Annotated in this window: 22 protein-coding genes; 17 read left to right on the forward strand and 5 right to left on the reverse strand. The window is 74.3% G+C overall.

What is annotated here, in order from left to right; genetic code table 11:
- Positions 1–53: 53 nt before the first annotated feature.
- The gene (locus tag ACTWO6_RS12485; RefSeq protein ID WP_446219793.1) at positions 54–920 is read right to left on the reverse strand and encodes a peptidylprolyl isomerase; all 867 of its coding nucleotides are present in this window, start codon (positions 918–920) and stop codon (positions 54–56) included.
- A gap of 261 nt (positions 921–1,181) precedes the next feature.
- Between ACTWO6_RS12485 and ACTWO6_RS12490 the strand changes: the two genes are divergently transcribed.
- The 3 genes from ACTWO6_RS12490 to ACTWO6_RS12500 all read left to right on the forward strand — a co-directional run bounded on the left by ACTWO6_RS12490 (position 1,182) and on the right by ACTWO6_RS12500 (position 4,288).
- A complete protein-coding gene (locus ACTWO6_RS12490; protein WP_446219794.1) occupies positions 1,182–1,901 on the forward strand; it encodes an MBL fold metallo-hydrolase in 720 nt (239 codons plus the stop codon).
- A 55-nt stretch (positions 1,902–1,956) separates the two neighbouring features.
- Entirely contained in the window at positions 1,957–3,279 is a 1,323-nt protein-coding gene (hisS, locus tag ACTWO6_RS12495) for a histidine--tRNA ligase (protein ID WP_446219795.1), read from the forward strand.
- A gap of 70 nt (positions 3,280–3,349) precedes the next feature.
- Positions 3,350–4,288: an acyl-ACP desaturase gene (locus tag ACTWO6_RS12500; protein WP_446219797.1), complete on the forward strand. Its 939-nt coding sequence runs from the start codon at positions 3,350–3,352 to the stop codon at positions 4,286–4,288.
- A 152-nt stretch (positions 4,289–4,440) separates the two neighbouring features.
- On the opposite strand, the gene ACTWO6_RS12505 is transcribed toward ACTWO6_RS12500, so the two are convergent.
- Positions 4,441–4,956: a PaaI family thioesterase gene (locus ACTWO6_RS12505; RefSeq protein WP_446219798.1), complete on the reverse strand. Its 516-nt coding sequence runs from the start codon at positions 4,954–4,956 to the stop codon at positions 4,441–4,443.
- A gap of 56 nt (positions 4,957–5,012) precedes the next feature.
- On the opposite strand from ACTWO6_RS12505, the gene ACTWO6_RS12510 reads away from it, so the two are divergent.
- Complete coding sequence (locus ACTWO6_RS12510; protein ID WP_446219799.1) at positions 5,013–5,489, forward strand: winged helix-turn-helix transcriptional regulator; 477 nt, start codon at positions 5,013–5,015, stop codon at positions 5,487–5,489.
- Between the two features lie 81 nt (positions 5,490–5,570).
- Here the strand turns inward: ACTWO6_RS12510 and ACTWO6_RS12515 are convergent, their stop codons facing one another.
- Positions 5,571–6,401: an SGNH/GDSL hydrolase family protein gene (locus tag ACTWO6_RS12515; RefSeq protein WP_446219800.1), complete on the reverse strand. Its 831-nt coding sequence runs from the start codon at positions 6,399–6,401 to the stop codon at positions 5,571–5,573.
- Positions 6,402–6,649: 248 nt separating this feature from the next.
- On the opposite strand from ACTWO6_RS12515, the gene ACTWO6_RS12520 reads away from it, so the two are divergent.
- Both ACTWO6_RS12520 and ACTWO6_RS12525 read left to right on the forward strand, forming a co-directional pair.
- Positions 6,650–7,708, forward strand: coding sequence for a S1 family peptidase (locus ACTWO6_RS12520; protein ID WP_446219801.1), 1,059 nt, complete (start codon positions 6,650–6,652; stop codon positions 7,706–7,708).
- Positions 7,709–7,823: 115 nt separating this feature from the next.
- Entirely contained in the window at positions 7,824–8,267 is a 444-nt protein-coding gene (locus tag ACTWO6_RS12525; protein ID WP_446220638.1) for an MFS transporter, read from the forward strand.
- Here ACTWO6_RS12525 and ACTWO6_RS12530 read toward each other — a convergent pair.
- Complete coding sequence (locus tag ACTWO6_RS12530) at positions 8,159–8,893, reverse strand: DUF998 domain-containing protein (RefSeq protein WP_446219802.1); 735 nt, start codon at positions 8,891–8,893, stop codon at positions 8,159–8,161. The two genes, ACTWO6_RS12525 and ACTWO6_RS12530, sit on opposite strands and share 109 nt — an antisense overlap.
- Before the next feature lie 153 nt (positions 8,894–9,046).
- On the opposite strand from ACTWO6_RS12530, the gene aspS reads away from it, so the two are divergent.
- From aspS to ACTWO6_RS12550, 4 genes are all read left to right on the forward strand, one after another.
- Positions 9,047–10,852: an aspartate--tRNA ligase gene (aspS, locus tag ACTWO6_RS12535; protein WP_446219803.1), complete on the forward strand. Its 1,806-nt coding sequence runs from the start codon at positions 9,047–9,049 to the stop codon at positions 10,850–10,852.
- A gap of 76 nt (positions 10,853–10,928) precedes the next feature.
- Positions 10,929–11,741: a sugar nucleotide-binding protein gene (locus ACTWO6_RS12540; protein WP_446220639.1), complete on the forward strand. Its 813-nt coding sequence runs from the start codon at positions 10,929–10,931 to the stop codon at positions 11,739–11,741.
- A gap of 86 nt (positions 11,742–11,827) precedes the next feature.
- Positions 11,828–12,427, forward strand: coding sequence for an ArsR/SmtB family transcription factor (locus ACTWO6_RS12545; RefSeq protein ID WP_446219804.1), 600 nt, complete (start codon positions 11,828–11,830; stop codon positions 12,425–12,427).
- A complete protein-coding gene (locus tag ACTWO6_RS12550) occupies positions 12,424–13,785 on the forward strand; it encodes an MFS transporter (RefSeq protein WP_446219805.1) in 1,362 nt (453 codons plus the stop codon). The genes ACTWO6_RS12545 and ACTWO6_RS12550 overlap by 4 nt, the downstream gene beginning before the upstream one ends.
- A 47-nt stretch (positions 13,786–13,832) precedes the next feature.
- On the opposite strand, the gene ACTWO6_RS12555 is transcribed toward ACTWO6_RS12550, so the two are convergent.
- Positions 13,833–14,573, reverse strand: coding sequence for a GNAT family N-acetyltransferase (locus ACTWO6_RS12555; protein WP_446219806.1), 741 nt, complete (start codon positions 14,571–14,573; stop codon positions 13,833–13,835).
- 26 nt (positions 14,574–14,599) lie between these two features.
- Between ACTWO6_RS12555 and ACTWO6_RS12560 the strand changes: the two genes are divergently transcribed.
- The 7 genes from ACTWO6_RS12560 to alaS all read left to right on the forward strand — a co-directional run bounded on the left by ACTWO6_RS12560 (position 14,600) and on the right by alaS (position 23,668).
- The gene (locus ACTWO6_RS12560; RefSeq protein ID WP_446219807.1) at positions 14,600–15,154 is read left to right on the forward strand and encodes a GNAT family N-acetyltransferase; all 555 of its coding nucleotides are present in this window, start codon (positions 14,600–14,602) and stop codon (positions 15,152–15,154) included.
- An 89-nt stretch (positions 15,155–15,243) separates the two neighbouring features.
- On the forward strand, positions 15,244–15,456 hold the full coding sequence (locus tag ACTWO6_RS12565; RefSeq protein WP_130334282.1) for a hypothetical protein: 213 nt from the start codon (positions 15,244–15,246) through the stop codon (positions 15,454–15,456).
- 75 nt (positions 15,457–15,531) lie between these two features.
- Positions 15,532–17,034, forward strand: a complete 1,503-nt coding sequence (locus ACTWO6_RS12570; protein ID WP_446219808.1) for a replication-associated recombination protein A — start codon at positions 15,532–15,534, stop codon at positions 17,032–17,034.
- 2,390 nt (positions 17,035–19,424) lie between these two features.
- Positions 19,425–20,042: a hypothetical protein gene (locus ACTWO6_RS12575; protein WP_446220640.1), complete on the forward strand. Its 618-nt coding sequence runs from the start codon at positions 19,425–19,427 to the stop codon at positions 20,040–20,042.
- A gap of 153 nt (positions 20,043–20,195) precedes the next feature.
- The gene (locus ACTWO6_RS12580; protein ID WP_109802369.1) at positions 20,196–20,657 is read left to right on the forward strand and encodes a DUF948 domain-containing protein; all 462 of its coding nucleotides are present in this window, start codon (positions 20,196–20,198) and stop codon (positions 20,655–20,657) included.
- Positions 20,658–20,687: 30 nt separating this feature from the next.
- Positions 20,688–20,993: a hypothetical protein gene (locus ACTWO6_RS12585; RefSeq protein ID WP_446219809.1), complete on the forward strand. Its 306-nt coding sequence runs from the start codon at positions 20,688–20,690 to the stop codon at positions 20,991–20,993.
- Positions 20,990–23,668, forward strand: coding sequence for an alanine--tRNA ligase (gene alaS / locus ACTWO6_RS12590; RefSeq protein ID WP_446219810.1), 2,679 nt, complete (start codon positions 20,990–20,992; stop codon positions 23,666–23,668). Before ACTWO6_RS12585 ends, alaS begins: the two co-directional genes overlap by 4 nt.
- The last annotated feature ends 66 nt before the right edge of the window (positions 23,669–23,734 follow it).

Below are 23,734 nucleotides of genomic sequence, written 5' to 3' on the forward strand. Positions count from 1 at the left end.
TTACGAAACTTCTCGGGCGCGGACGGTGCCGCTGCGGTGGGTGGGCGGCCGGGTCAGCCGGCGCTGGGGCTGGCCGTGGGCGCGCTGGTGGCGGCCGGTCCGGTGGTCGGCTCGCCGACCGTGAGGCTCTGGATCACCACGTCGGTCTTCGGCTTGACCTTGGCCCCGCTCCCATTGTCCACGGTCGGCAGGGCACCGATCTTCTCCACCACGTCCAGCCCGCCGGTGACCTTGCCGATGACCGGGTAGGCCGGCTTGGCCGGGTTGAAGTCCTTGAAGAAGACGAGGAACTGGCTGCCGTTGCTGCCCGGCGGGTTCGCGATCATGGCGACCGTGCCCTTCGGGTATGCCGGGGGCTGCCCGGCGGCCGGCTTGCCGGACGCGCTCGGCGCCGGGGTGGGCAGGTTCTCGTCGTAGAACGAGTACGCGGGGCCGCCGATGCCGGTGCCGCTCGGGTCGCCGCAGCGCAGCGCGCCCTCGGCGGTGATCTCGTGGCACTTGGTGTTGTCGTAGAACGACCTGCCGGCCAGGTGGGCGATGCTCGCCCCGGCGCACGGGGCGGCGGCCAGGTCGAGCTGGGCGGTGATCGGGGCGCCCTGGTTCGTGGTGATCGTCATGGCCCGGGTGCCGGAGGTCGGCAGCCCGGTGGTGGCCGGGGTGCCCACGTCCTTGAGGTTGGCGTTCGCGCTGGCGTCCTGCGGGGTCCACACGCAGACGTCCTCGGCGGCCTTCTTCTCCGGCTTCGCGTCGAACGCGCCCAGCGCCCAGGCCGACCCGACCACGATCAGCGCGAGCACGACGGCGGCGCCCACGCCGGCCTGGATCTGCCGGCGGCGCTTCGCGGCCGAGGCCCGCCGGGCGAGCTGCCGGTCGAGCTTGGCCCGCGCCAGTTTGCGCTGCCGGTCCCTGCTGGAAGCCACCCGTGCTCCCCTTCCTTTACCCTGGTCGTCGCCGGCGTCCGGGCGCCATCCGCCCGTCGGGCGGCAAGTGCGCCACGCCACACGCCCGCCAGAGTGTACGGGTAGCCGCTGTGAAAGTGGTGTACGAGGTCCAGCCTCGGTTTATCGGGGTACATCACTGTGCCCACCGGGACGGCTGGGACCGCTGGGTCGGAACAATGCGCTCGCCCGTCCGACTAGGCTGCTGGGCGGAGACGACGACTCGACGGAAGGGGAGCGGACGTGCTCGTGGCCGGCTTTCCCGCGGACGCCTTCGGCACCAACTGCTACGTGGTGGCGACCGCGCCGGGGGAGCAGTGCGTGGTGGTCGACCCCGGCATCGGGGTGCTCGACCGGCTCGACGCCCTGCTCGCCGAGCACCGCCTGCACCCGGTCGCCGTGCTGCTCACCCACGGCCACCTGGACCACACCTTCTCCGTGGCGCCGGTCTGCGGTGCCCGCGGCATCCCCGCCTACGTCCACCCCGACGACCGGGAGCTGTTGGCCGACCCGGCCAAGGCGCTCTCGGCGGACCTCACCCAGGTCTTCGGCGGCCGGCTGCCGTACACCGAGCCGGACGACGTGGCCGAGCTGACCGACGGCGCGACCCTGGCCCTGGCCGGGTTGGAGATCACCGTCGACCACGCCCCCGGCCATACCGGCGGGTCGGTGCTGTTCCGGATGCCCGGCGCCGGCTCGCCCTGGGAGGCCGAGCAGATCTGCCTCTCCGGTGACGTGCTCTTCGCCGGCTCGATCGGCCGCACCGACCTGCCGGGCGGCAGCATGCCCCGGATGCTGTCCAGCCTGCGGGAGAAGGTCCTCCCGCTGGCCGACGACACCGTCGTCCTGCCCGGCCACGGCCCCGCGACCACCATCGGCCGCGAGCGCGCGAGCAACCCGTACCTCCTCGAGGTGGCGGGCACCGGCGGCGCGCGCCCGGCGGCACCTACCCGCGGTCTCTGACTCACCGCACCCACGACCTCCCCGCGCGGCCCGCGCGGGACGCAAGGAGTACGCCATGAGCAAGCCCACGCCCATCTCCGGCTTCCCGGAGTGGACGCCCGCGCAGCGGATGATCGAGCAGTTCGTCCTCGACCGGATCCGCGGCACCTTCGAGCTGTACGGCTTCGCCCCGATCGAAACCCGGTCGGTCGAGCCGCTCGACCAGCTGCTGCGCAAGGGGGAGACCTCCAAGGAGGTCTACGTCCTGCGCCGGCTGCACGCCGACCCGGAGGGTGCGACCGGCGACGATGCGCTCGGCCTGCACTTCGACCTGACCGTGCCGTTCGCCCGCTACGTGCTGGAGAACGCCGGCAAGCTCCAGTTCCCGTTCCGCCGCTACCAGATCCAGAAGGCCTGGCGGGGCGAGCGGCCACAGGAGGGTCGCTACCGGGAGTTCCTCCAGGCCGACATCGACATCGTCGACCGGGACACCCTGCCGGCCCACTACGAGGCGGAGCTGCCCCTCGTGGTCGGTGACGCGCTGCGCTCGCTGCCGATTCCGCCGGTGAAGATCCAGGTCAACAACCGCAAGGTCTGCGAGGGCTTCTACCGGGGCATCGGGCTCACCGACCCGGAGGCGGCGCTGCGCGCGGTCGACAAGCTCGACAAGATCGGCCCGGCGAAGGTGGCCGAGCTGCTGGCCGAGACGGCCGGGGCGAGTGAGGCGCAGGCCAAGGCGTGCCTGGCCCTGGCCGAGATCTCCGCGCCGGACGGCTCCTTCGCCGACGCCGTGCGTGCGCTCGGGGTCAGTCACCCGCTGCTCGACGAGGGCATCGCGGAGCTGACCGCCGTGGTGGAGACCGCGGCAGCGCACTCGCCGGGCCTCTGCGTTGCCGACCTGCGGATCGCCCGCGGCCTCGACTACTACACCGGCACGGTCTACGAGACCCAGCTGGTGGGGTACGAGCGGTTCGGCTCGATCTGCTCCGGCGGTCGGTACGACAATCTGGTCAGCGCGGGTGGCTCCACCTACCCCGGAGTCGGCATCTCCATCGGGGTGAGCCGTCTGCTCGGGCTGCTCTTCGGCGCTGGTGAGCTCTCCATCTCCCGCAGCGTGCCGACCTGTGTGCTGGTCGCCGTCACCAGCGAGGACGAGCGCCCGGCCAGCAACAAGGTCGCGGAGGCGCTGCGCTCCCGGGGCATTCCCACCGAGGTGTCGCCGAGCGCGGCGAAGTTCGGCAAGCAGATCCGGTACGCCGAGCGGCGGGGCATCCCGTACGTCTGGTTCCCGGGCGCCGAGGGCGACGAGGTGAAGGACATCCGCTCCGGCGAGCAGGTCGCCGCGGCGGCGGGGGAGTGGACGCCGCCCCGGGCGGATCTGAAACCACTGGTCAGCTGAGTTCCTTACTGGCGCGTACGGGGTAGAGGACCTACGGTAGCGTAAGTTACGCCACCGTAGGGAGATTCGTATGACCGGCCCGATGAGCCAGACCGCCCTGCTCCTCGAACTCGAAGCCGTGGTGGAGAAGAACCTCGACCGGCACCTGTCGATGGCGAAGGAGTGGTTCCCCCACGAGTACGTCCCGTGGAGCGAGGGACGCACCTTCGACGGCCCGCTCGGCGGGGAAGCCTGGGCGGACAGCGACTCCACCATCCCCGACGTGGCCCGCACGGCGCTGATCGTCAACCTGCTCACCGAGGACAACCTGCCCTCGTACCACCACGAGATCGCCACCCTCTTCGGCCGGGACGGCGCGTGGGGGAACTGGGTGCACCGGTGGACCGCCGAGGAGGGGCGGCACGGTACCGCGATCCGGGACTACCTGACGGTGACCCGGGCGGTCGACCCGGTGGCCCTGGAGCGCGCCCGGATGACCCACATGTCCGCCGGCTACGTCAATGCGCACGGCGACGAGGTGCTGCACTCCCTGGCGTACGTCTCGTTCCAGGAGCTGGCCACCCGGATCTCGCACCGCAACACGGGCCGGGCGACCGGCGACCCGGCCTGCGAGGCGCTGCTGGCCCGGGTCGCCGCCGACGAGAACCTGCACATGGTCTTCTACCGCAACCTGCTCGCCGCGGCCTTCGAGCTGGCCCCGAGCCAGGCGATGCGGGCCGTGGCCGACGTGCTGGCCGACTTCCAGATGCCCGGCGTGGGCATCGACGGCTTCGCCCGCAAGTCCGTGGCGATCGCCCTGGCCGGCATCTACGACCTGCGCCAGCACCGCGACGAGGTGGTCGTCCCCGTGCTGCGCCAGTGGGACGTCTTCACGGTGGCCGGCCTGAACCCCGACGGTGAGGTCGCCCGCGACCAGATCGCCCGCCACCTCGACGACCTGGAGCAGGCCGCGTCCCGCTTCGAGGAGAAGCGCGCCGCCCGCGCCGCCCGCCTCGCCACCCTCCGCTGACCCCACCCCACCCCCCGCCCACCCCCGCCTCCGCTTCGGCGATCTTGCACTTGGTGCCCCGGCAAAAGCCGCATCCTGCCCGTGCCGAGGGCCCCAAGTGCAAGATCGGCGGGGGAGGGGGCGGGGGCGGGGCGGGCGGAGAGGGGAGGGGGTCAGGCGGGGGGGTCGAGGGGGAAGAGGAGGCAGCTCGACGTGGCGTGGGCGATTAGGCGGCCCTGCGCGTCGGTGAGCCTCGCCTCGGCGAGGGCGGTGCGACGGCCGCGCTGGAGGACGGCGCCCTCGCAGCGGAGGGTGCCGCTGGCGACCGTCACCGGGCGGAGGAACTTCACGTTCAGATCGAGCGAGGTGTAGCCGACGCCGGCGGGCAGGGTGGTGTGCACCGAGCAGCCGGCGGCTGTGTCCAGCAGGGTGGAGATGACTCCGCCGTGGACGGTGCCGAGGGGGTTGTAGTGGAACTCCTGCGGCATCAGCTCCACCGCGACCCGGCCCTCCTCGGCCTCCATCCGGGCCATGTCGATCAGGTGCATGATCGGCGGCGCGGCCAGCTCGCCGGCGATCATCGCGCGGAGCAGCTCCAGACCGCTACGCCGGCCGACGTGCGCCGCGCCCGCGACCGGATCGGACCAGGAGAAGGTACGGCTGCGCGTCGGGTCCTGCGTCTGAGTCATGGACTCAGCCTGGCAGCGCGTTGCTGAGTCTGTCAATCAGACCTAGCCTGGTCGGCATGAGACCCGCAGCACTGGACTGGTCGGTGGAGAACTGCACCATCGCCCGGGCGATGGCGATCCTCGGCGAGCGCTGGACGCTGGTCGTGCTCCGCGAGGTCTTCAACGGCATCCGCCGCTTCGACGACATGCGGGTGCGGACCGGCATTCCCCGACAGGTGCTCACCAAGCGGCTCGCCACCCTGGTCGAGCAAGGAGTGCTGCGCCGGGAGCCGTACCAGGAACCGGGCAGCCGGGTACGCCACGAGTACCGGCTGACCGAGAAGGGCCTCGACCTCTGGCCGGTGCTGGTGGCCGTGCTCGGCTGGGGCGACCGCTACCTCGCCGACCCCGAGGGCTCGCCGCTTCGGGTGACGCACCGGGACTGCGGCGCCGAGGTCCACGCCGAGCTGCGCTGCGCCGAGGGGCACGAGGTGGCGGACCCCCGCGACGTGCTGCCCAGGCCGGGCCCCGGGACGCGCCGCCGGGTCGACTGACCGCCGATGTCCGCGTCCGGCACGCCGGAACGGGCGCGGGCCGGCGCGGGCGGCGGACCGCCCGCGCGCCGTGGGGAGGGACTACCAGCCGAAGCCGTTGGCGTACGAGACGCTGGCGAGCACCGCCTGACCGCTGGTGTTGGGGTGGAAGTAGTCCCAGCCGGAGACCTGGCTGAGCACGAACGGGTAGTTGAACACCGCGTTGCCGTCGAAGTCGCAGTTCGCGCCGTACGCGGTGCAGGCCTGGGCGAGCTGGCTGTTGTAGTCGATCACCCGCTGCCGGACCCGGGCCCGGCGGTCGACGTCGGCCTGGGCGGTGGACGTGGCGTTGGCCAGCATCGACTGGCAGATGCCGAAGGTCGACCAGGCGCTGAGCGCGCTGAAGTTGCTCTTGCCGATGTACCAGAGCCGGTGGATGTCGGGCACGCTGATCACCGCCACCCGGGCGTTGGGCAGCCCGGCCTTGAGGCGGTTGAGCGCGCTGTCGACGTTGGCCCGGAACGTGGCCACCGAGGTCATGGTCGATTCCGAGCTGGTGCAGGCGTCGTTGGCGCCGATGAGCATGGTGACGTACTCGACCCCCTGGCTGACCGCGGTGCCGGCCTGGCCGTACATGTCGGCGGACTTCGCGCCGCTGCGGGCGTCGTTGTGGTTGCGGCCCTGGATGTTCGCGTTGACGGCGCGGATGCGCAGGTAGTGACTGTTCACGGTGGAGTAGTCACCGGTGCTGAACGACCGCGAGGTGCAGTCGACGTACCAGCCGCAGGCGTTGAAGCCGCGGGTGATGGAGTCGCCGAGGCTGGCCATCGAGTTGGGGGGTGGGGTGGTGGCGGCGGCAGCCGGGCTGGCGGCGAGCAGGACGAGGGCGGTCAGGCTGGCCAGGGTGGCCAGCACACGTCGGGGGATGGTCATCGGGGCCTCCGGATCACGGGTGCCGGGAATGCGACGGTGACCGGATGGTATAGATGGCGGTCTGTGTCCACAATGTTGCGGAGCAGTTACCTGTGGCCGCCGGGTGAATTCGGGCAAACCATGGTCTTGCATAGGATCTTAAACATGTGAATACTTCACTCAGCCCGGCCGGTTCCCCCAGCTAGGCCGGGTTGGTCCAGGGCCCTCGCCACGAGTTGGCCCCCCATCCCCCATCCGGGAGGCTGTTCATGCGACCCACGAGGTCATCGCTCCGTCGCGCCGTCACCGTCGCCGTCGCCGGAACCCTGGTAGCCGGCTCGCTGCTCGGCGTGCCCGCCCAGGCGGCACCCTCCTCGCCCGCTTCCCCCGACGCCGCGGCCAACCTGGCCACTCGGCTCGGCGACCGCGCCGCCGGCACGTACGCCGACGCCAGCGGCAGGATGGTCGTCGCCGTTACCGACGACGCCGCCGCCCGCGAGGTCCGCGCCGCCGGCGCGACCCCGAAGCTCGTCGCCCGCGGCGCCGCTGTGCTGAACCGGGCCGCCGCCGAGCTGGAGCGGTCCGCGAAGATTCCGGGCACCGCCTGGTGGACCGACCCGGCCACCAACCAGGTCGTGGTCTCCGTCGACAGCACCGTCACCGGTGCGAAGCTGGACAAGGTCAAGGCCGCGGCAGCCCGCACCGGAGGCGCCGTCCGGATCGAGGCCGAGGCCGGCGTGCTGAGCACCCGGATCAACGGCGGGCAGGCGATCTACGCCGGGGGCGGTGGCCGCTGCTCGCTCGGCTTCAACGTGCGCAACAGCGCCGGCACCTACTACTTCCTGACCGCCGGGCACTGCACCAACATCTCGGCGAGCTGGTACACCAACTCCAGCCAGACGACCTACATCGGCCCGCGCGCCGGCACCAGCTTCCCGGGCAACGACTACGGCATCGTCCGGTACAGCAACACCAGCCTGACGCACCCCGGCACCGTCTACCTCTACAACGGCACCTCGCGTGACATCACCGGCGCCGGCAACGCCTACGTCGGCCAGTCGGTGTCGCGCTCCGGCAGCACCACCGGCGTCCACGGCGGCTCCGTCACCGCGCTCAACGCCACCGTCAACTACGCCGAGGGCAGCGTCTCCGGCCTGATCCGCACCACCGTCTGCGCCGAGCCGGGTGACAGCGGCGGCTCGCTCTTTGCCGGCAACACCGCGCTCGGTCTGACCTCCGGCGGCAGCGGCAACTGCTCCTCCGGCGGCACCACCTACTTCCAGCCGGTGACCGAGGCGCTGAGCGTCTACGGCGTCAGCGTCTACTGACCGATCAGCCGCGAGCGGGTCGCCGGGTGACCGGCGGCCCGCTCCGGTGCGTCTGCCCGTGCTGCTGCTGGCGCTGACCAGCCTGATGGTGGCGCTCGTCGCGGCCGGGGCGGTGATGGCGGTCAGCGCGCTGAGCGTCCTCGTCTGGCTGCTGCGGGAGACCCGGGGGGTCAACCGCGACCCGGCGATCTACTGGCCCGAACCGCACCTCGCCCTGGAAGCGCAGCCGCGGACCGGGCCGGTGCTGGTGCTGGCGGCCGTCTCCTACACCGTGCCGCCGGAGCGGCAGGCCGACTTCGTCGCGGCGATGCGGGCGGTCGGCCGGTCCCGCCGGCGTACCGGGGCGATGCGGTGGGGACTGTTCCGGGCGGGGGGAGCGGCCGCACGGCTTCGTCGAGGTCTACCAGGTGCCGTCCCGGGAGGAGCACCTGCGCCAACACGGCGGCCGGCTCACCGGGGCGGACCAGGCGATCGAGGAGCGGGCCCGGGTGCTCGCCGAGGAACCGGTCCGGGTAAACCACCTGCTCCCGGCCGATCCGGACTGATCGGCGGAACGTAGGTGGTGTGCCGGCTCAGGTGCGCCCGCCGCGCGGAGAGCACCGCGAGCAGCGGCCACAGCGCGACCGCCACCGCCGCCACCCGCTCGGCCAGGCCGGTGCGGGAGCCCCCGGTCACCTCGAAGGTGAACCAGCCGAACAGCCCCAGCAGCAGCGCGGTGACGGTCAGTGCCACCGCCCGCCGGAACGCCCAGGGCGGCTCCGCGCGGGCCGGGTGGCCGGCATCCCCGTTGCGGGGCAACCACAGTGCCGATCCGGCCGGCCAGAGCACCAGGGCGAGGACGGCGACCGTCGCCACGGTGCCGTGGCCGAGGGAGCCCCCGACCTTCGGCCGCGGGAAGGCGACCAGCGCGATGGTGGCGACCCCGCCGACGGCGAGCAGGAACCGGCTGGGGAGTCCGGCGGCGTGCAGCACGGCGGCGGTCGCCAGGTAGCAGCAGCCGAGCAGGACGAGACAACCGATCATGATCCAGGAGTCCGTCGCGCCCTGGCCCGCGAGTTCGCTGATGGTGTCCCGCACCGGGTCGTAGCCGCCGGGCTGCCGGGAGCCCGCGACCGTCCAACCGCCCACCAGCAGGACGGGCGCCGCCGCGGCCGTCGTCACGGCCCACGTCGGTACCGCACGCATGCGGCCACGGTAGCCGCCCGACCGGTCCGCCGGCCGGCGATCGCCGGAGCCGCCGCGATCCGGATCGGCCGTCCCTGCGGGTGCCCGGAGGGAGGGCGGGCGCCCCTGACAGAATGCGGGTGACGACTGTTCCACGACGAGGAGTTGCCTGCCGTGATCCGTACCCACAATGCCGGAAGCCTGCGCGCCGCGGACGCTGGCTCGACGGTGACGCTCGCCGGGTGGGTGGCCCGCCGGCGCGACCACGGCGGTGTCATCTTCGTCGACCTGCGCGACGGCTCCGGCGTGGTCCAGGTGGTCTTCCGCGAGGAGGACGCGCACGCGCTGCGCAACGAGTTCTGCGTGAAGGTCACCGGCGAGGTGACCGACCGCCCCGCCGGCAACGCGAACCCGGAGCTGCCCACCGGCGAGGTCGAGGTGACCGCCACCGAGCTGGAGGTGCTCTCCGAGGCGGCCCCGCTGCCGCTGCCGGTGGACGACCAGATCGAGGCCGGCGACGACATCCGGCTCAAGTACCGCTACCTGGACCTGCGCCGCAGCGGCCCGGCGAACGCGATGCGGCTGCGCTCGCGGGCCAACCAGCTCGCCCGGGGCGTGCTGCACGAGCGCGACTTCCTCGAGATCGAGACCCCGACGCTGACCCGCTCCACCCCGGAGGGCGCCCGCGACTTCCTGGTCCCGGTCCGCCTCCAGCCGGGCAGCTGGTACGCCCTGCCGCAGTCGCCGCAGCTGTTCAAGCAGCTGCTCATGGTCGGCGGCATGGAGCGGTACTACCAGATCGCCCGCTGCTACCGGGACGAGGACTTCCGGGCCGACCGGCAGCCCGAGTTCACCCAGCTCGACATCGAGATGTCCTTCGTCACCGAGGACGACGTGATCGACCTCGGCGAGGCGATCGTCTCGGCGCTCTGGAAGGACCTGGCCGGCCACGAGATCTCCCGGCCGATCCCGCGGATCACCTGGCACGACGCGATGGCCCGGTACGGCTCGGACAAGCCGGACCTGCGCTACGGCGTCGAGCTGACCGAGCTGACCGACTACCTGCGCGGCACCGAGTTCCGGGTCTTCGCCGGCGCGATCGACGCGGGCGGCTACGTCGGCGCGGTGGTCATGCCGGGCGGCGCCGGCCAGAGCCGCAAGGAGCTGGACGGCTGGCAGGACTGGGCCAAGGCGCGCGGCGCGCGCGGCCTGGCGTACGTGGTGCTCGACGCCGAGACCGGCGAGGCGCGCGGCCCGGTGGCGAAGAACCTCTCCGCCGAGCACCTGGGCGGGCTCGCCGACGCGGTCGGCGCGAAGCCGGGCGACGCGGTCTTCTTCGCCGCCAGCACCAACACCCGGGAGGCGCAGGAGCTGCTCGGCGCGGCCCGGATCGAGATCGCCAAGCGGGCCGGCCTGATCGACGAGAGCGCCTGGGCGTTCTGCTGGGTGGTCGACGCGCCCATGTTCGAGCGCACCGACGAGGGCGGCTGGACGGCCGTGCACCACCCCTTCACCTCGCCGAACGCGGAGTGGGTCGACAAGTTCGAGGAGGCACCGGACCGGGCGCTGGCGTACGCGTACGACATCGTCTGCAACGGCAACGAGATCGGCGGCGGCTCCATCCGTATCCACCGGGGCGACGTGCAGAAGCGGGTCTTCGACCTGCTCGGCATCACCCCGGAGGAGGCGCAGGACAAGTTCGGCTTCCTGCTGGAGGCGTTCAGGTACGGCGCCCCGCCGCACGGCGGCATCGCGTTCGGCTGGGACCGGGTCTGCATGCTGCTCTCCGGCGCCGACTCGATCCGCGAGGTCATCGCCTTCCCGAAGACCCGGGGCGGCTTCGACCCGCTGACCGGCGCGCCGACGCCGATCACCGCGCAGCAGCGCGCCGAGGCCGGCATCGACGCCAAGCCGAAGGCCCCGACCGGGGTGCACGCCGGCACCGCCGGCCCGGTGGCGCCAGTCGCCGACCCCACCTGAGCCGTCCCCACCTGATCGAGAGGTCCGCGTCATGATGATGCGGACCTCTCGATCGTTTCAGGGAACGGGGATGCGAATGACACTGCTCGTGGTGGGGGCCAGCGGCTTCCTCGGCGCGGAGATCTGCCGGCAGGCGGTGGCCGCGGGGGAGCGGGTGGTGGGGACGTACCACTCGGCCGCCGTCGCGGTGCCGGGCGTCGAGGCGCGCCGGCTCGACGTCACCGACCGGTCCGCCGTGCGCGCGCTGGTCACCGCGGTACGCCCCGACGCCGTCGTCGGCACCCCCTACCGGTACGACGACTGGGCGGTCACCGCCGACGGGGCGGCGCACATCGCGGTCGCCGCCGCCGAGGTGGGCGCCCGGCTGGTGCACCTCTCCAGCGACGCGCTGCACGGCGGCCGACCGTCGCCCTACCTCGACGACGAGCCGCCCAGTCCGGTCTTCCCGTACGGGGCGGCGAAGGCGGCGGCGGAAACCGCGGTGCGGGCGATCGACCCGAGGGCCGTGCTGGTCCGGACCTCGCTGATCGTGGGGGAGGGGAGCAAGCAGATCCAGCTCTGCCGCGACGCGCTGGCCGGCCGGGCCACCCTGTTCACCGACGAGCTCCGCTGCCCGGTCGATGTGGTCGACGTGGCTGCCGCCGTCCTCGAACTGGTGCCCTCGGGGTACGCCGGCCCGCTCAACGTGGCCGGCCCGGACGCGGTCAGCCGCGCCGAGCTGGGCCTGCTGGTGGCCCGCCAGGAGGGCATCGACCCGGCCGGGATGAAGACCACCACCAGCGCCGCCTCCGGCCTGCACCGCCCCACCGAGGTACGCCTCGACTCCACCCGCGCCGCCAACCTGCTGCGGACCCGCCTGCGCGGGATCCGGGAACTCCTCGCCTCCTGACCCGCCTCGCCGCCGTCGCCAGATCACGCACACTTTTTATGCACAACTATTGTGCACAGGAAGTGTGCACGGATATTGTGCAAGGCATGGAGAACGACGACCCGGGGACCCGACCCGAGCCCCGCGCGGTGCGGATCGACCACCGCCAGGTGCGGGTGCTCGCTCACCCGCTGCGCATGCGCCTCGTCGGCGCCCTGCGCGTGAAGGGCCCGGCCACCGCCACCGCCCTCGCCGAACTGCTCGGCACGAACACCGGCGCCACCAGCTACCACCTCCGCCAGCTCGCCGAGGTCGGGCTGGTCGTCGAGGACCCCGACCGGGGCACCGGCCGGCAGCGCTGGTGGCGGGCCGCGCACGACGTCACCAACTGGGAGCCCACCGACTTCGACGACGACCCCGACGCCCGGGCCGCGATCGAGTGGATCCAGGGCGACCAGGTGCGCCTGCTGGTCGAGCACGCGGAGCGGTGGTTCTCGGAGCAGCACGAGTGGTCGCCCGCCTGGCGGGACGCCCTTGGCATGGGAGACACCTTCATGACGATCCCGCCGGACCGCCTGGAGGGGCTGAAGGCGGAGCTGTGGCAGGTCCTGGAGCGCTACCGCGCCGAATCAGAACCCGCTGAGCCGGACGCCGCGCCGGTGCAGGTCTTCCTCGCCGCCTACCCGTTGATCCAGGAGATGCGATGAGCGCGCTGTCCGTACGCCAGGTCCGGTTCCGCTACCTCACCCTCTACGGCCTGCGCTGGCTGCCCGCCGGCCTGATGATCCCGGTGATGATCCTGCTGATGCAGGAACGCGGCCTGTCGCTCACCCAGATCGGCCTGGTCGGCACCGCCCAGGGTCTGATCGTGCTCGCGCTGGAGCTGCCGACCGGCGGGCTTGCCGACGCACTCGGCCGCAAGCCGGTGCTCGTTGCCGCCTGGGTGGTCTGCCTGGCCTCCCTGGCCATCTTCGCGGTGGCCGACTCGTTCTGGCTCTTCTTCCTGTCCTGGGCGCTGCAGGGCGTCTACCGGGCGCTGGACAGCGGACCACTGGAGTCCTGGTACGTCGACGCCACCCTCGCCGCCGACCCGAAGGCCGAGTACGAGCCCGGCCTCGGCCACGCCGGCACCGTCATCGGCATCGCCATCGGCGCCGGCGCGCTGCTCAGCGGCGGCCTGGTCGCGCTGGGTCCGGTCGGCCCGGTCAGCGCGCTGACCCTGCCCGTGCTGGTGGCCATCGCCCTCCAGGCGGTCGCCCTGATCGTCCTGCTGATGCTGCTGGTCGAGATCCGCCCGGCCAAGGGCGCGGGCGCGCTGCGGGCCTCGATGGTCGAGGCGCCCCGGATGGTCGGGCAGGCGGTCGGACTGCTGCGCCGCTCCCGGGTGCTGCTCGCCCTGGTCTGCGTCGAGCTGTTCTGGGGCTTCGGGATGGTGACCTTCGAGTCGCTGCTGCCGGTCCGCCTCGCCGAGGTGGTCGGGAACGCCGACCGGGCGGCGGCGTTGCTCGGCCCGGCCAGCTCGGTGGCCTGGCTCGCCAACGCGGCGGGCGCCGCGCTGACCCCGCTGCTGCTGCGCCGGCTGGGCGCCGCGCCCAGCGCCGCGTTGCTGCGGATCCTGCAGGGTGTGACGGTGGTCGGGATGGGTGTCTTCGCCGGCCCGGTCGGGGTGCTCATCGCCTACCTGGCCTGCTACACCGTGCACGGCGCCTCCAACCCGCTGCACATGGGGCTGCTGCACCGCCAGGTCGACGGGCCGTACCGGACCAGCGTGATCTCGCTGAACTCGATGATGGCCCAACCGGCCGGAGCGCTCGGCGGGCTCGTCCTGACCACCCTGGCGGACCGCAGCAGCGTCAGCACCGCCATGTTCGTCGGCGCGGTGGTGCTCGCCCTGGCCGCCCCGCTCTACCTGCCGGCCTGGCGCGCCGGGCGGGCCGGCACGGCGGCGGCCGACGGACCGGTCACCGGCCTGCCGACCGGTCCCGACGACACCCTCGCCGGTCCCGGCCCCGTCGTGCCGCCGCCGGCGGGCGACGCCGTGGGGACGCCGGCCCGGGCCCGGTGACCGACCAGCGGCGGGCCCCGACGGCCGGGTCCGCCGCTGTCCCACCCTCAGCCCAGGTGGACCGAACTGCGCGGCTCGGTGCCGGTGTAGCCGAGCCGGCGGTAGAGCCGGATCGCGCCGACGTTGTCCGTGTAGACGCCGAGCGCGACGAGGCCGTATCGCGCGGCCAGGGCCCGGGTCATCCCGGCGGTCAGCGCCGCCCCGAGCCCTCGGCCCCGCCGGTCGGTCGCCACGGTCAACCCGGCCAGGAACCCGACGTCGCCCCGGCTGCGGTCCGCCCCGCACGCCACCAGGCGGTCCCCGTCCCGGATGCCGTACCAGTCGACGATCCGCGGGTCGCCCGGACGGGAGGTGGTGGTCGGGAAGGACTCCTCGATCAGCGCCGCGAGGGCCGGGTGGTCGGCCTCGGTGAGGCGGACCACCCGCTCCTCCGCCGGCTGGCGCGGCGGTGCAGCGGTGGTCCAGAGGAAGTCCCACTCGTCCAGCCGGGCCACGGTCAGCCGGGCCGTCACCTCGTCCCGGTCGGCCCGCGGCAGGTGCAGCCACTGACCCTCACGCAGCACCCCGTCGGCCACCAGGCCGGCGAAGACGTCCAGCGCCGGGCCGGGGGCGCCGAGCGCGCCGCCGGCCGGCCCCTGCTCCGGCGGCAGCAGCCAGCCCACCGCCCCGTCCCGTCGCCAGCCGCGGGCCTCAGGGTCGTGCCAGAGCGCGTGCCGGGCGTACGGGTGGTGTCCGGTGGCGGCCAGGAGGGCGTCCCGACCCGTCAGCACCTGGTCGGCAGTGATCATGCCGCCAGCCTACGAGAGGAGTACCGATGACCGAGTTGAGCTCCGTCCGTCCGGTCGAACTGGCGGGCGGCCGGTGCGCCCTGCGGGAGTGGCGGGACGACGACGCCGAGGCCCTGCACGCGCTCAGCAATGACCCCCGCGTCACCGAGTGGGTGCTGGACGAGGCGCCGCCCTCCCTCGACGACATCCGGGCGGCCGTGCCGGCGTGGCGGCGCGAGGCGGCGGGCGAGCCGCGCCGGCACTACCGGCTGGCCGTCGTGACGGGCGACCGGCTGGTGGGCCTGGGCACCCTGACGGTGGAGAGCCCGGCCCACCGCCGGGGTGAGATCGGGTACGTGCTCCATCCCGACCACTGGGGGCTCGGCCTCGGCACCGAGGTCGCCCGCCTGCTGCTGCGCCTCGGGTTCGGGGCGGTGGGCCTGCACCGGATCGAGGCCACCACCCGTCCGGACCACATCGCCTCTCGGCGGGTGCTGGAGAAGGCCGGGCTGCGGCCGGAGGGGGTCAGCCGGGAGCACCTGTTCGTCCGCGGCCGCTGGTGGGACTCGGTGCGGTACGCGGTGCTCGCCACGGACCGCTGAGCTGGCCCGCTCCACGGTGGAGATTGACGAACAGACCGATTGGGTACATCAGCCGCCGACCTACTGGGACCCCCCACCGGAGGAACGACATGCTCGCCATTCTCGCGGCCATCGTGTTCGGCTTCGCGCTGCTGCTCGACTTCCTGAACACGAACCTCGGCGCCCCCGACCTCTTCAACAACTGGACCCTGGCCCTGATCGGCTTCCTGCTGCTCTCGCTCTACCTGGCCGGGGTCGGCTCCGGCCCGCGCGGCGGTGGTGGCGGCCGCTGGTACCGGGGTCGCCGTCCGGGTCGTGGCTGACCGGAACGGATCACCGCTGGCCCGGTCCGCGGCGCGATTCCAGCGTCGTCGGCCGGGCCCGGTACTGTCTTCGTGATGGAGTCCGAAGCCCTCTTCACCCTCGGCGAACCCGCCGGAGCGCCCAGCGCCCCCGCGGGTTCCGGTGGCGTCGACGGGTTCACCGCCGTTGGCGAGGACTCGCCCCTGCCGGTGCGGATGCGGCCGGCCAGCATCGACGAGCTGGTCGGGCAGGACCAGCTGCTCGCCCCGGGCGCGCCGCTGCGGCAGCTGGTCGGCGGCGCGGCGCCCATGTCGGTGATCCTCTGGGGCCCGCCGGGCAGCGGGAAGACCACCATCGCCCACCTCGTGGCCCGGGCGACCGACCGCCGGTTCGTCGCCATGTCGGCCCTCTCCGCCGGGGTGAAGGACGTCCGGGCGGTGATCGAGACCGCCCGCCGGCAGCGTCGTGCGGGCGGCCCGCAGACCGTGCTCTTCATCGACGAGGTGCACCGGTTCAGCAAGACCCAGCAGGACTCGCTGCTCGCCGCGGTGGAGGACCGGACGGTCACCCTGCTCGCCGCGACCACCGAGAACCCGTACTTCTCGGTCATCTCGCCGCTGCTGTCGCGGTGCGTGCTGCTCACCCTCCAGCCGCTGGACGACGACGCCGTCCGCGGCCTGCTGCGCCGCGCGGTCGCCGACGAGCGCGGCCTGCGCGGCGCGCTCACCCTGGAGACCGACGCCGAGGACCACCTCGTACGCCTCGCCGGCGGGGACGTGCGCAAGGCGCTGACCGCCCTGGAGGCGGCGGCCGCCACCGCCACGGCGCTCGGCGCCGGTCGGATCGAGCTGGCCACCGCCGAGCAGGCGGTCGACGTCGCCGCCGTCCGCTACGACCGGGACGGCGACGCCCACTACGACGTGACCAGCGCGTTCATCAAGAGCATGCGCGGTTCGGACGTGGACGCGGCGCTGCACTGGCTGGCCCGGATGCTGGTCGCCGGTGAGGACGCCCGGTTCATCGCCCGCCGTCTGGTGATCTTCGCCAGCGAGGACGTCGGGATGGCCGACCCGACCGCGCTGAGCGTCGCCACCGCCGCCGCGCACGCCGTGGAGTACGTGGGCCTGCCCGAGGCGCAGCTGAACCTCGCCCAGGCGGTGATCCACCTGGCCACCGCCCCGAAGTCGAACTCGGCCACCACCGCCCTCGGCGCCGCCATCGCCGACGTGCGGTCCGGTCGCGGCGGCGCGGTGCCGCGCGTCCTGCGCGACTCGCACTACTCCGGCGCGCGGGGCCTCGGGCACGGTGCCGGCTACCGCTACCCGCACGACGACCACCGCGGTGTGGTCACCCAGCAGTACGCTCCGGACGACCTCGTCGGGACCGACTACTACCAGCCCAGCGGGCACGGCGCCGAGCGGTCGGTGGCCACCCGGCTGCCGCTGCTGCGCCGGATCGTCCGCGGGTTGGCCGCACCGGCGGCGCGGGCGGAGCAGCCCGCACCGGCCGCCGTGAACGGTCGCCACCCGGCGAGCCCGGAGCGGGCCAGCGGGGCGGATGAGGGCGGCAGCGACGCCGTCGGGGAGGGTCAGCAGTGATGGCGCGTGGTCCGGAGCGGCCGGAGGACGGCCCCGACGAGCGGCGGGACCCTCGTGCCAAGGGTCGCCGGTGGGGGCGCGGCAAGGCCGACGCCGAGCCGGACGGCGGGGTCGCCGGCGAGGAGTTCGGCTGGATCGACGACCTGCGTACGGCCAAGGAGCAGCGGACGGAGCTCGGCCCGGAAGGTGGCGGCCCGGGCCCGGCGTCGCCGCGCGGCCCGATGCCGCCCGCCGGCCCGCCGCCGCGCTCGGTGCCCCCGTCACCCGAGCCTGACCGGGGTGCCCGGCCGGGAAGCGTGCCCCCGCCCGGCGCGGGCCGCCCCGCTCCCGACGGGCCGCCCGTGCGGCGCAACCCGGCCGAGGCCGGGCCGGCGGCACCCCCGGTCCGTCCCGGCGGGCCCGATCCGGCCGCCGGCCGGTCGCGCCCGGCCGAGGGGCCCTGGCCCGGGTCGCCCGAGCCGGCCGGGCCCGTCCGCCGCCCGGCCGAGCCGTCCCGACCCCCGCGCCGCGGCGTGGCCGGGTCCACCGGCGCGCACGGCACGGTCCCGCCGGCCGCCGGCGGCCCGCAGGCTCCGGCCGGCGGCCATCCCGGCCGGGGCGGGCAGCCGCCCGCGACCGGCTGGCCGGCGCCCGGGTCGGGCGCCCCCTCCGACAGCCCCCGGTCCGCGCCGCCCGGCGTCGGCCGGCGCGGCCCCGAGGGCCCTGGCGCCCCGACGTCCGCCCCGCCCACCTCGAGGGCGGGCCGCCGTGCTGTGCCCGAAGGCGCCGAACCGGGCGGCCGTCCGGTCTCGGGTGCGGGCCCGCGCGCGATCCCCGGCGGCACCGATCCTGGACTTCGCCCCGTCTCGGGCGCGGGCCGGCGGGGGATGCCTGACGGCGGCGATCCCGGTGTCCGTCCGGTCTCCGGCGCGGGTCGTCGCTCCGCTCCGGCGGGCGCCGAGCCCGGCCGCCGTGGCGCACCGGCCGGGGATCCGCCCCGTGGGGCGGCGACTCCGCCCGGCGCCGCCTACCCGACCGTCGACCCGGCCACCGGCGCGCCGCGCCCCGGCCCGGGTGGAGCCGAGGGGCGGCGCCGTCGCGCGCCGGCCCAGCCGGGCCCCGCGGACCGGGCCACCGCCGGTGTGCCGCCGGTGACCGACGGCCCGACCGGGCCCGGTGCACCGCGCGCGGGCGGTCGTCGCCGCGCCAGCGAGCCCGAGGAGCCGGTCCTGCCGAGGAGCGGCAACGCACCGTCGGTGCCGGGGGACGTCACGTCGCCCGGGACCGCCCGCTCCGCTCCCGGCACCGACCCGGGACGTGCGGGTGACCGTCGGCGTCCCCGACCGGAGCCGGCCGGCCCGGCCGCGCCCGGTCGTCGCGCCGCGCCCGACACCCCGTCGACCGGTGGCCGCCCGGCCGCGCCGGAGGTCACCGGGCCGCCGACCGGCCGTCGCGCCGCCGGCGGTACCGACCTGCCGGCCGGCCGTCGGGCCGCCGCCGAGGGCGGCGAGAGCCCGGGGGGCCGTCATGGCGGGGCCGACGCGTCCGCGCCGCCCAGCCCACGCCGCGCCGGGCGGGACGGCGGCGACGGGCCGCGCGGCGACCGCCCCGAGCGGCCGGCCGACTGGCTACGCCAGGCCGGCCGCGGACACCACAGCGACCCGGCCCTGCCGGTGGTCGACGGGACGGCGTCGGCCGGGCCCGCGGTCGAGGAGCCGCCCGCCGGACGACGGGGCACCCCCGCCGGCCCCGGTCGGGCCGCGACCGGCCGGGCCGGCGCCGCCGTGCCGCCGGGACCGGCTGCCGTACCCGATCAGCCCACCGGCGCCCGCGGGGCGGCGCGCCCCGGCGGTCCCGCCCCGGCCGGCCGGCCGGGAGCGCCAACCGTCGGCGGCCCCGGTCCGGCCCCCGCCGGTCGTTCCGCTCCGTCGCCGGCCGCCGGTGACGGCCGCCAGGCCGGGCCGGCACGCGGCGCGGCCCGGCCGGGCGTCGCGTCCGACGGTCCCGTCCCACCCCGGTCGCCCGGTGCCGACCGGCTCGGCCCCCAGACCGGCGACGTCGGCCCCCGCACCACGGGCGGGCAGCCCGCGGTGGCCCGCGCGGCCGCCCCCGTGGCCCGGCCCGCCGGACCCGACGAGCCGCCGGTCGGCCGGTCGGCCCAGCCGCAGCGGGAGCCGGGCCGCCCGGAACCGCGCGGCGCGGCGGCCGTACCGCCGCCCGGTCGCCCCGGGGACGCGCCCGCGGTGGCGCGCGCCGCCGCGGTCGTACCGCAGCCGGAGCCGGTCGGTCTGCGGCCGCAACCGGCGGACCATTCCGGACCGGCGCTGCGGCGGGCCGGGTCGGAGTCGGCGGACGACGACCTGACGCCGGCCGGTGGCCTGCGCGGCGCCCGGTCCGAGCTGCGCCGGCAGATGCGCGAGCGGCGCCGCCTGCGGATGGGCATCCTCGCGCTGGTCAGTCTGCTGCTGCTCGGCGCGGTGCCGCTCTACTTCGGCCTCCGGACGCTCAGTCGGGACCCGGTCTTCGACTCCCTCGACGCGCTCGACCTGCCGACCTGGGCGACGGTGAAGACCGTCGACAACGTCAGCGGGAGCCGTTGGTGCCTGCAGGACTGCCGGCTCCGGGAGCGCACCGTGGAGTCGCAGCGGGCGCCGAAGGAGACCGCCCAGGCCTACGAGCAGGCGCTGACCCGGGACGGCTGGCGGCGGTGGAAGGTCAGCCGCTGCCCGGAGCAGCCGGCCAAGGGCAGCTACACCTGCTGGCGTCGGGACGAACTCACCCTCGACCTGTGGGTACGCGAGCCCACCTGCGCCCTGCCGCCGGTCAACGGGCAACCCGCGCCGTCTCCGGCGCCCTCGCCCGCAGCGGGGAAGTGCGCCGGTTCGTTGGTGTCGGTGAAGGTGCGCAACGCGATCGACGACGAGCGGACCGGACCACAACCGAGCACTGACCCGTCACTCACCGGTGAGGATCCGTTCCCCACCCTCACCGACGATCCACTGGGCGAACAGACACGCTCACCGTCCTGAGCCGGTTTCCATCACGGACGGTAGGGTCTGGGGCTGGCGGGCCCGCGTGCGCCCGTCGACCGCGGTGGTGGGTCGGCGCGGGGCGAGTGGGCAGGACGGTCGCGCGTTCCGGGACGTCGGATCCCGGAACGCCTGCTTGAGGAGGACATGCGCGTGGATGGTGGACAGATCGCTGCGCTGATCGCGGCCGGCGCGTTCCTGATGCTGGTGCTCGTGCTGGCGGTGCCGATCCTGCGGCTGCGGCACACCGTGGATGCGACGACCCGCATGATCAACGACCTGAACGAGCGCACCACGCCGCTGCTCGGCGACGTCAACACCACCGTGAAGAACGTCAACGTCGCCCTGGAGCAGGTGCAGACCTCCCTCGACGGGGTCAACCTCCAGCTGGCCAAGGTGGACACCATGACCACTCACGCGCAGAACGTCACCGCCAACGTGGCGAACCTGGCCACCGTGGTCTCCGCCGCCGCGGCGAACCCCCTGGTGAAGGTGGCCGCGTTCGGCTACGGCGTGCGCCGGGCGGCCTCGGCCCGCCGGCACGCGGAGACCGAGCGCGAGGTGCGCGACACCATCAAGCAGCAGCGTCGGGCCGCCAAGCGCGGCAACCGCTGACCGGCCGGCGCTGACCAGGAGGATGAGAACATGAGGCGGTTGTTCTGGCTGGGCGTCGGGCTGGCCGTGGGCGTGCTGGTGGTGCGCAAGGCGACCAGAACGGCGCAGGCGTACACGCCGGCCGGCATCGCCAGCGGCCTGTCGGAATCCGCTGGCGGCCTGGTCGAGTCGCTGCGTAGCTTCGTGGAGGACGTCCGGGTCGGGATGGCCGAGCGCGAGCAGGAGATCCACGAGGCGTTCGCCCGCGGCGAGACGTTCGACGACCAGTTCGCCGAGCTGCGGGAGGACCCGCGCATCGGCGACCGAGAGATTTTCCCGGAGGAGCACCAGCGATGAAGACGGCGGAGATCAAGCGGCGGTACCTCGCCCACTTCGAGGCGAACGGCCACGCCGTGGTGCCGTCCGCTCCGCTGCCCGCCATCAGCGACCCGAACCTGCTGTTCGTCAACGCCGGCATGGTGCAGTTCGTCCCCTACTTCCTGGGCCAGCAGACCCCGCCGTACTCCCGCGCGGTCAGCGTCCAGAAGTGCATCCGCACGCCGGACATCGACGAGGTCGGCAAGACCAGCCGGCACGGCACGTTCTTCCAGATGAACGGCAACTTCTCCTTCGGCGACTACTTCAAGGACGGGGCCATCCCGCTCGCCTGGGACCTGGTCACCAAGCCGCAGGACCAGGGCGGTTTCGGGCTGGACCCGGAGCGGATCTGGCCGACGGTCTACCTGGACGACGACGAGGCGTACCAGATCTGGCGCTCCGTCGGCGTGCCCGCCGAGCGGATCGTCCGCCGGGGCAAGGCGGACAACTTCTGGTCGATGGGCATCCCCGGCCCCTGCGGCCCGTGCTCCGAGCTGTTCTACGACCGTGGCCCCGAGTACGGCCGCGAGGGCGGCCCGGCGGTCGACGAGGACCGCTACATGGAGTTCTGGAACCTCGTCTTCATGCAGTTCGAGCGGGGTCCGGGCACCAGCAAGGAGGACTACCCGATCCTCGGCGAGCTGCCGGCGAAGAACATCGACACCGGCATGGGCCTGGAGCGGATGGCCTCCATCCTCCAGGGCGTCGACAACCTCTACGAGATCGACGAGGTCCGGCCGATCCTCGACAAGGCCGCCGAGCTGACCGGCAAGCGGTACGGCGCGCGCTCCGGCCACGTGGCCAGCGAGTCGCACCCGGACGACGTCCGGCTGCGGGTGATCGCCGACCACGTGCGCACCGCGCTGATGCTGATCGGCGACGGGGTGACCCCGTCGAACGAGGGCCGTGGCTACGTGCTGCGCCGGATCATGCGCCGGGCGATCCGCGCGGTCCGGCTGCTCGGCTACCAGGACCGGGCGCTGCCCGAGCTGCTGCCGGTGGCCCGGGACTGCATGTCGCCGTCGTACCCGGAGCTGTCCGCCGAGTTCGGCCGGATCTCCCAGTACGCGTACGCCGAGGAGGACGCGTTCCTCGCCACGCTGCGGTCGGGCACCACCATCCTGGACACCGCGATCGCGGAGACCAAGTCGGCCGGCAAGGCGGCGATCTCCGGCGACAAGGCGTTCCAGCTCCACGACACGTACGGCTTCCCGATCGACCTGACCCTGGAGATCGCGGCCGAGCAGGGGCTCCAGGTCGACGCGGAGGGCTTCCGCCGGCTGATGGCCGACCAGCGGAGCCGGGCGAAGGCGGACGCGCAGGCGCGCAAGACCGGGCACACCGACGTGTCGGCGTACCGGTCGGTGCTCGACGGCGGTGGTCCGGTGGAGTTCACCGGCTACACCGAGCTGAACCGGGAGTCGCGGGTGCGGGCGCTGCTCGCCGGCGGCGCCGAGGTCGGCGCGGCGGTCGAGGGCGACACGATCGAGCTGGTGCTCGACACCACCCCGTTCTACGCGGAGGGCGGCGGCCAGCAGCCGGACCAGGGTCTGATCACGGTCGGCGGCGGCCAGCTCGAGGTCTTCGACGTGCAGCAGCCGGTGCCGGGCCTGATCGTGCACCGGGCGCGGGTGGTCCGGGGCGAGGTGCGCGCCGGGGAGACCGGGTACGCCGAGATCGACGTGTCCCGGCGGCGGGCGATCTCCCGCTCGCACACCGCGACCCACCTGGTGCACCAGACCATGCGCAACTTCCTCGGCGAGTCGGCCACCCAGGCGGGTTCGCTGAACGCGCCGGGCCGGCTGCGGTTCGACTTCAACACCCCGACCGGGGTGGCGCCGAGCGTGCTGCGCGACGTGGAGCAGCAGGTCAACGAGGTGCTCCTGGCCGACATGGAGGTGCACGCCTTCATCACCACTCAGGAGGAGGCCCGCCGGATCGGCGCGATGGCGCTCTTCGGCGAGAAGTACGGCGAGCGGGTCCGGGTCGTCGAGGTCGGCGACTACGCCCGGGAGCTGTGCGGCGGCACGCACGTGGCCCGGTCGGCGCAGCTCGGCCTGGTGAAGATTCTCTCCGAGGCCTCGGTCGGCTCGGGCGTGCGCCGGATCGAGGCCCTCGTCGGCATGGACGCCTTCGGCTTCCTGGCCCGCGAGCACCTGCTGGTCTCCCGGCTGGCCGAGCTGTTCCGGGTCCCCGGCGACCAGGTCGCCGACCGGGTGGAGCAGACCGTCACCCAGCTGCGGGACGCGGAGAAGGAGCTGGAGAAGCTCCGTGCCCAGCTGGTCCTCGGCGGTGCGGCGGCGCTCGCCGGGCAGGCGAAGGACGTGCGCGGGGTGGCGTACGTCGGCACCGAGGCGCCCGAGGGGGCGGCCGGCAACGACGTGCGGACCCTGGCCCAGGAGATCCGCGGCCGGATCGACCCGGCCCGGCCGGCGGTGGTCGCCGTGGCGGCCCGGGCAGGAGGCAAGGCGTCCCTGGTGGTGGCGGTCAACCAGGCCGCGCGCGGTCGCGGCCTGACCGCGAAGGAGCTGGTCAAGGCGGCCTTCTCCGGCCGCGGTGGCGGCAGCGACGACCTCGCCCAGGGTGGTGGCCTGCCGGCGGCCGAGGCGCCGAACCTGCTGGCCACCGTGGAGAAGGCGATCGCCGACGCGTGATGGCGCACCGACTGGGGCCAGGGCGGACCATGCCGGTCCGCCCTGGCCTGTCACGGGGCGGTGTCC

This window comes from Micromonospora sp. IBHARD004, assembly GCF_052814115.1.

Bases quoted from the DNA above. Each gene is read 5' to 3' on its own strand.
- ACTWO6_RS12530 (WP_446219802.1), bottom strand. From the start codon at position 8,893: ATGCGTGCGGTACCGACGTGGGCCGTGACGACGGCCGCGGCGGCGCCC.
- ACTWO6_RS12575 (WP_446220640.1), top strand. From the start codon at position 19,425: ATGCGCGAGCGGCGCCGCCTGCGGATGGGCATCCTCGCGCTGGTCAGT.
- ACTWO6_RS12525 (WP_446220638.1), top strand. From the start codon at position 7,824: ATGGCGGTCAGCGCGCTGAGCGTCCTCGTCTGGCTGCTGCGGGAGACC.
- alaS (WP_446219810.1), top strand. From the start codon at position 20,990: ATGAAGACGGCGGAGATCAAGCGGCGGTACCTCGCCCACTTCGAGGCG.
- ACTWO6_RS12565 (WP_130334282.1), top strand. From the start codon at position 15,244: ATGCTCGCCATTCTCGCGGCCATCGTGTTCGGCTTCGCGCTGCTGCTC.
- ACTWO6_RS12550 (WP_446219805.1), top strand. From the start codon at position 12,424: ATGAGCGCGCTGTCCGTACGCCAGGTCCGGTTCCGCTACCTCACCCTC.
- hisS (WP_446219795.1), top strand. From the start codon at position 1,957: ATGAGCAAGCCCACGCCCATCTCCGGCTTCCCGGAGTGGACGCCCGCG.
- ACTWO6_RS12540 (WP_446220639.1), top strand. From the start codon at position 10,929: ATGACACTGCTCGTGGTGGGGGCCAGCGGCTTCCTCGGCGCGGAGATC.
- ACTWO6_RS12585 (WP_446219809.1), top strand. From the start codon at position 20,688: ATGAGGCGGTTGTTCTGGCTGGGCGTCGGGCTGGCCGTGGGCGTGCTG.
- ACTWO6_RS12515 (WP_446219800.1), bottom strand. From the start codon at position 6,401: ATGACCATCCCCCGACGTGTGCTGGCCACCCTGGCCAGCCTGACCGCC.
- ACTWO6_RS12500 (WP_446219797.1), top strand. From the start codon at position 3,350: ATGACCGGCCCGATGAGCCAGACCGCCCTGCTCCTCGAACTCGAAGCC.
- ACTWO6_RS12505 (WP_446219798.1), bottom strand. From the start codon at position 4,956: ATGACTCAGACGCAGGACCCGACGCGCAGCCGTACCTTCTCCTGGTCC.
- ACTWO6_RS12520 (WP_446219801.1), top strand. From the start codon at position 6,650: ATGCGACCCACGAGGTCATCGCTCCGTCGCGCCGTCACCGTCGCCGTC.
- ACTWO6_RS12570 (WP_446219808.1), top strand. From the start codon at position 15,532: ATGGAGTCCGAAGCCCTCTTCACCCTCGGCGAACCCGCCGGAGCGCCC.
- ACTWO6_RS12555 (WP_446219806.1), bottom strand. From the start codon at position 14,573: ATGATCACTGCCGACCAGGTGCTGACGGGTCGGGACGCCCTCCTGGCC.
- ACTWO6_RS12560 (WP_446219807.1), top strand. From the start codon at position 14,600: ATGACCGAGTTGAGCTCCGTCCGTCCGGTCGAACTGGCGGGCGGCCGG.
- ACTWO6_RS12545 (WP_446219804.1), top strand. From the start codon at position 11,828: ATGGAGAACGACGACCCGGGGACCCGACCCGAGCCCCGCGCGGTGCGG.
- ACTWO6_RS12510 (WP_446219799.1), top strand. From the start codon at position 5,013: ATGAGACCCGCAGCACTGGACTGGTCGGTGGAGAACTGCACCATCGCC.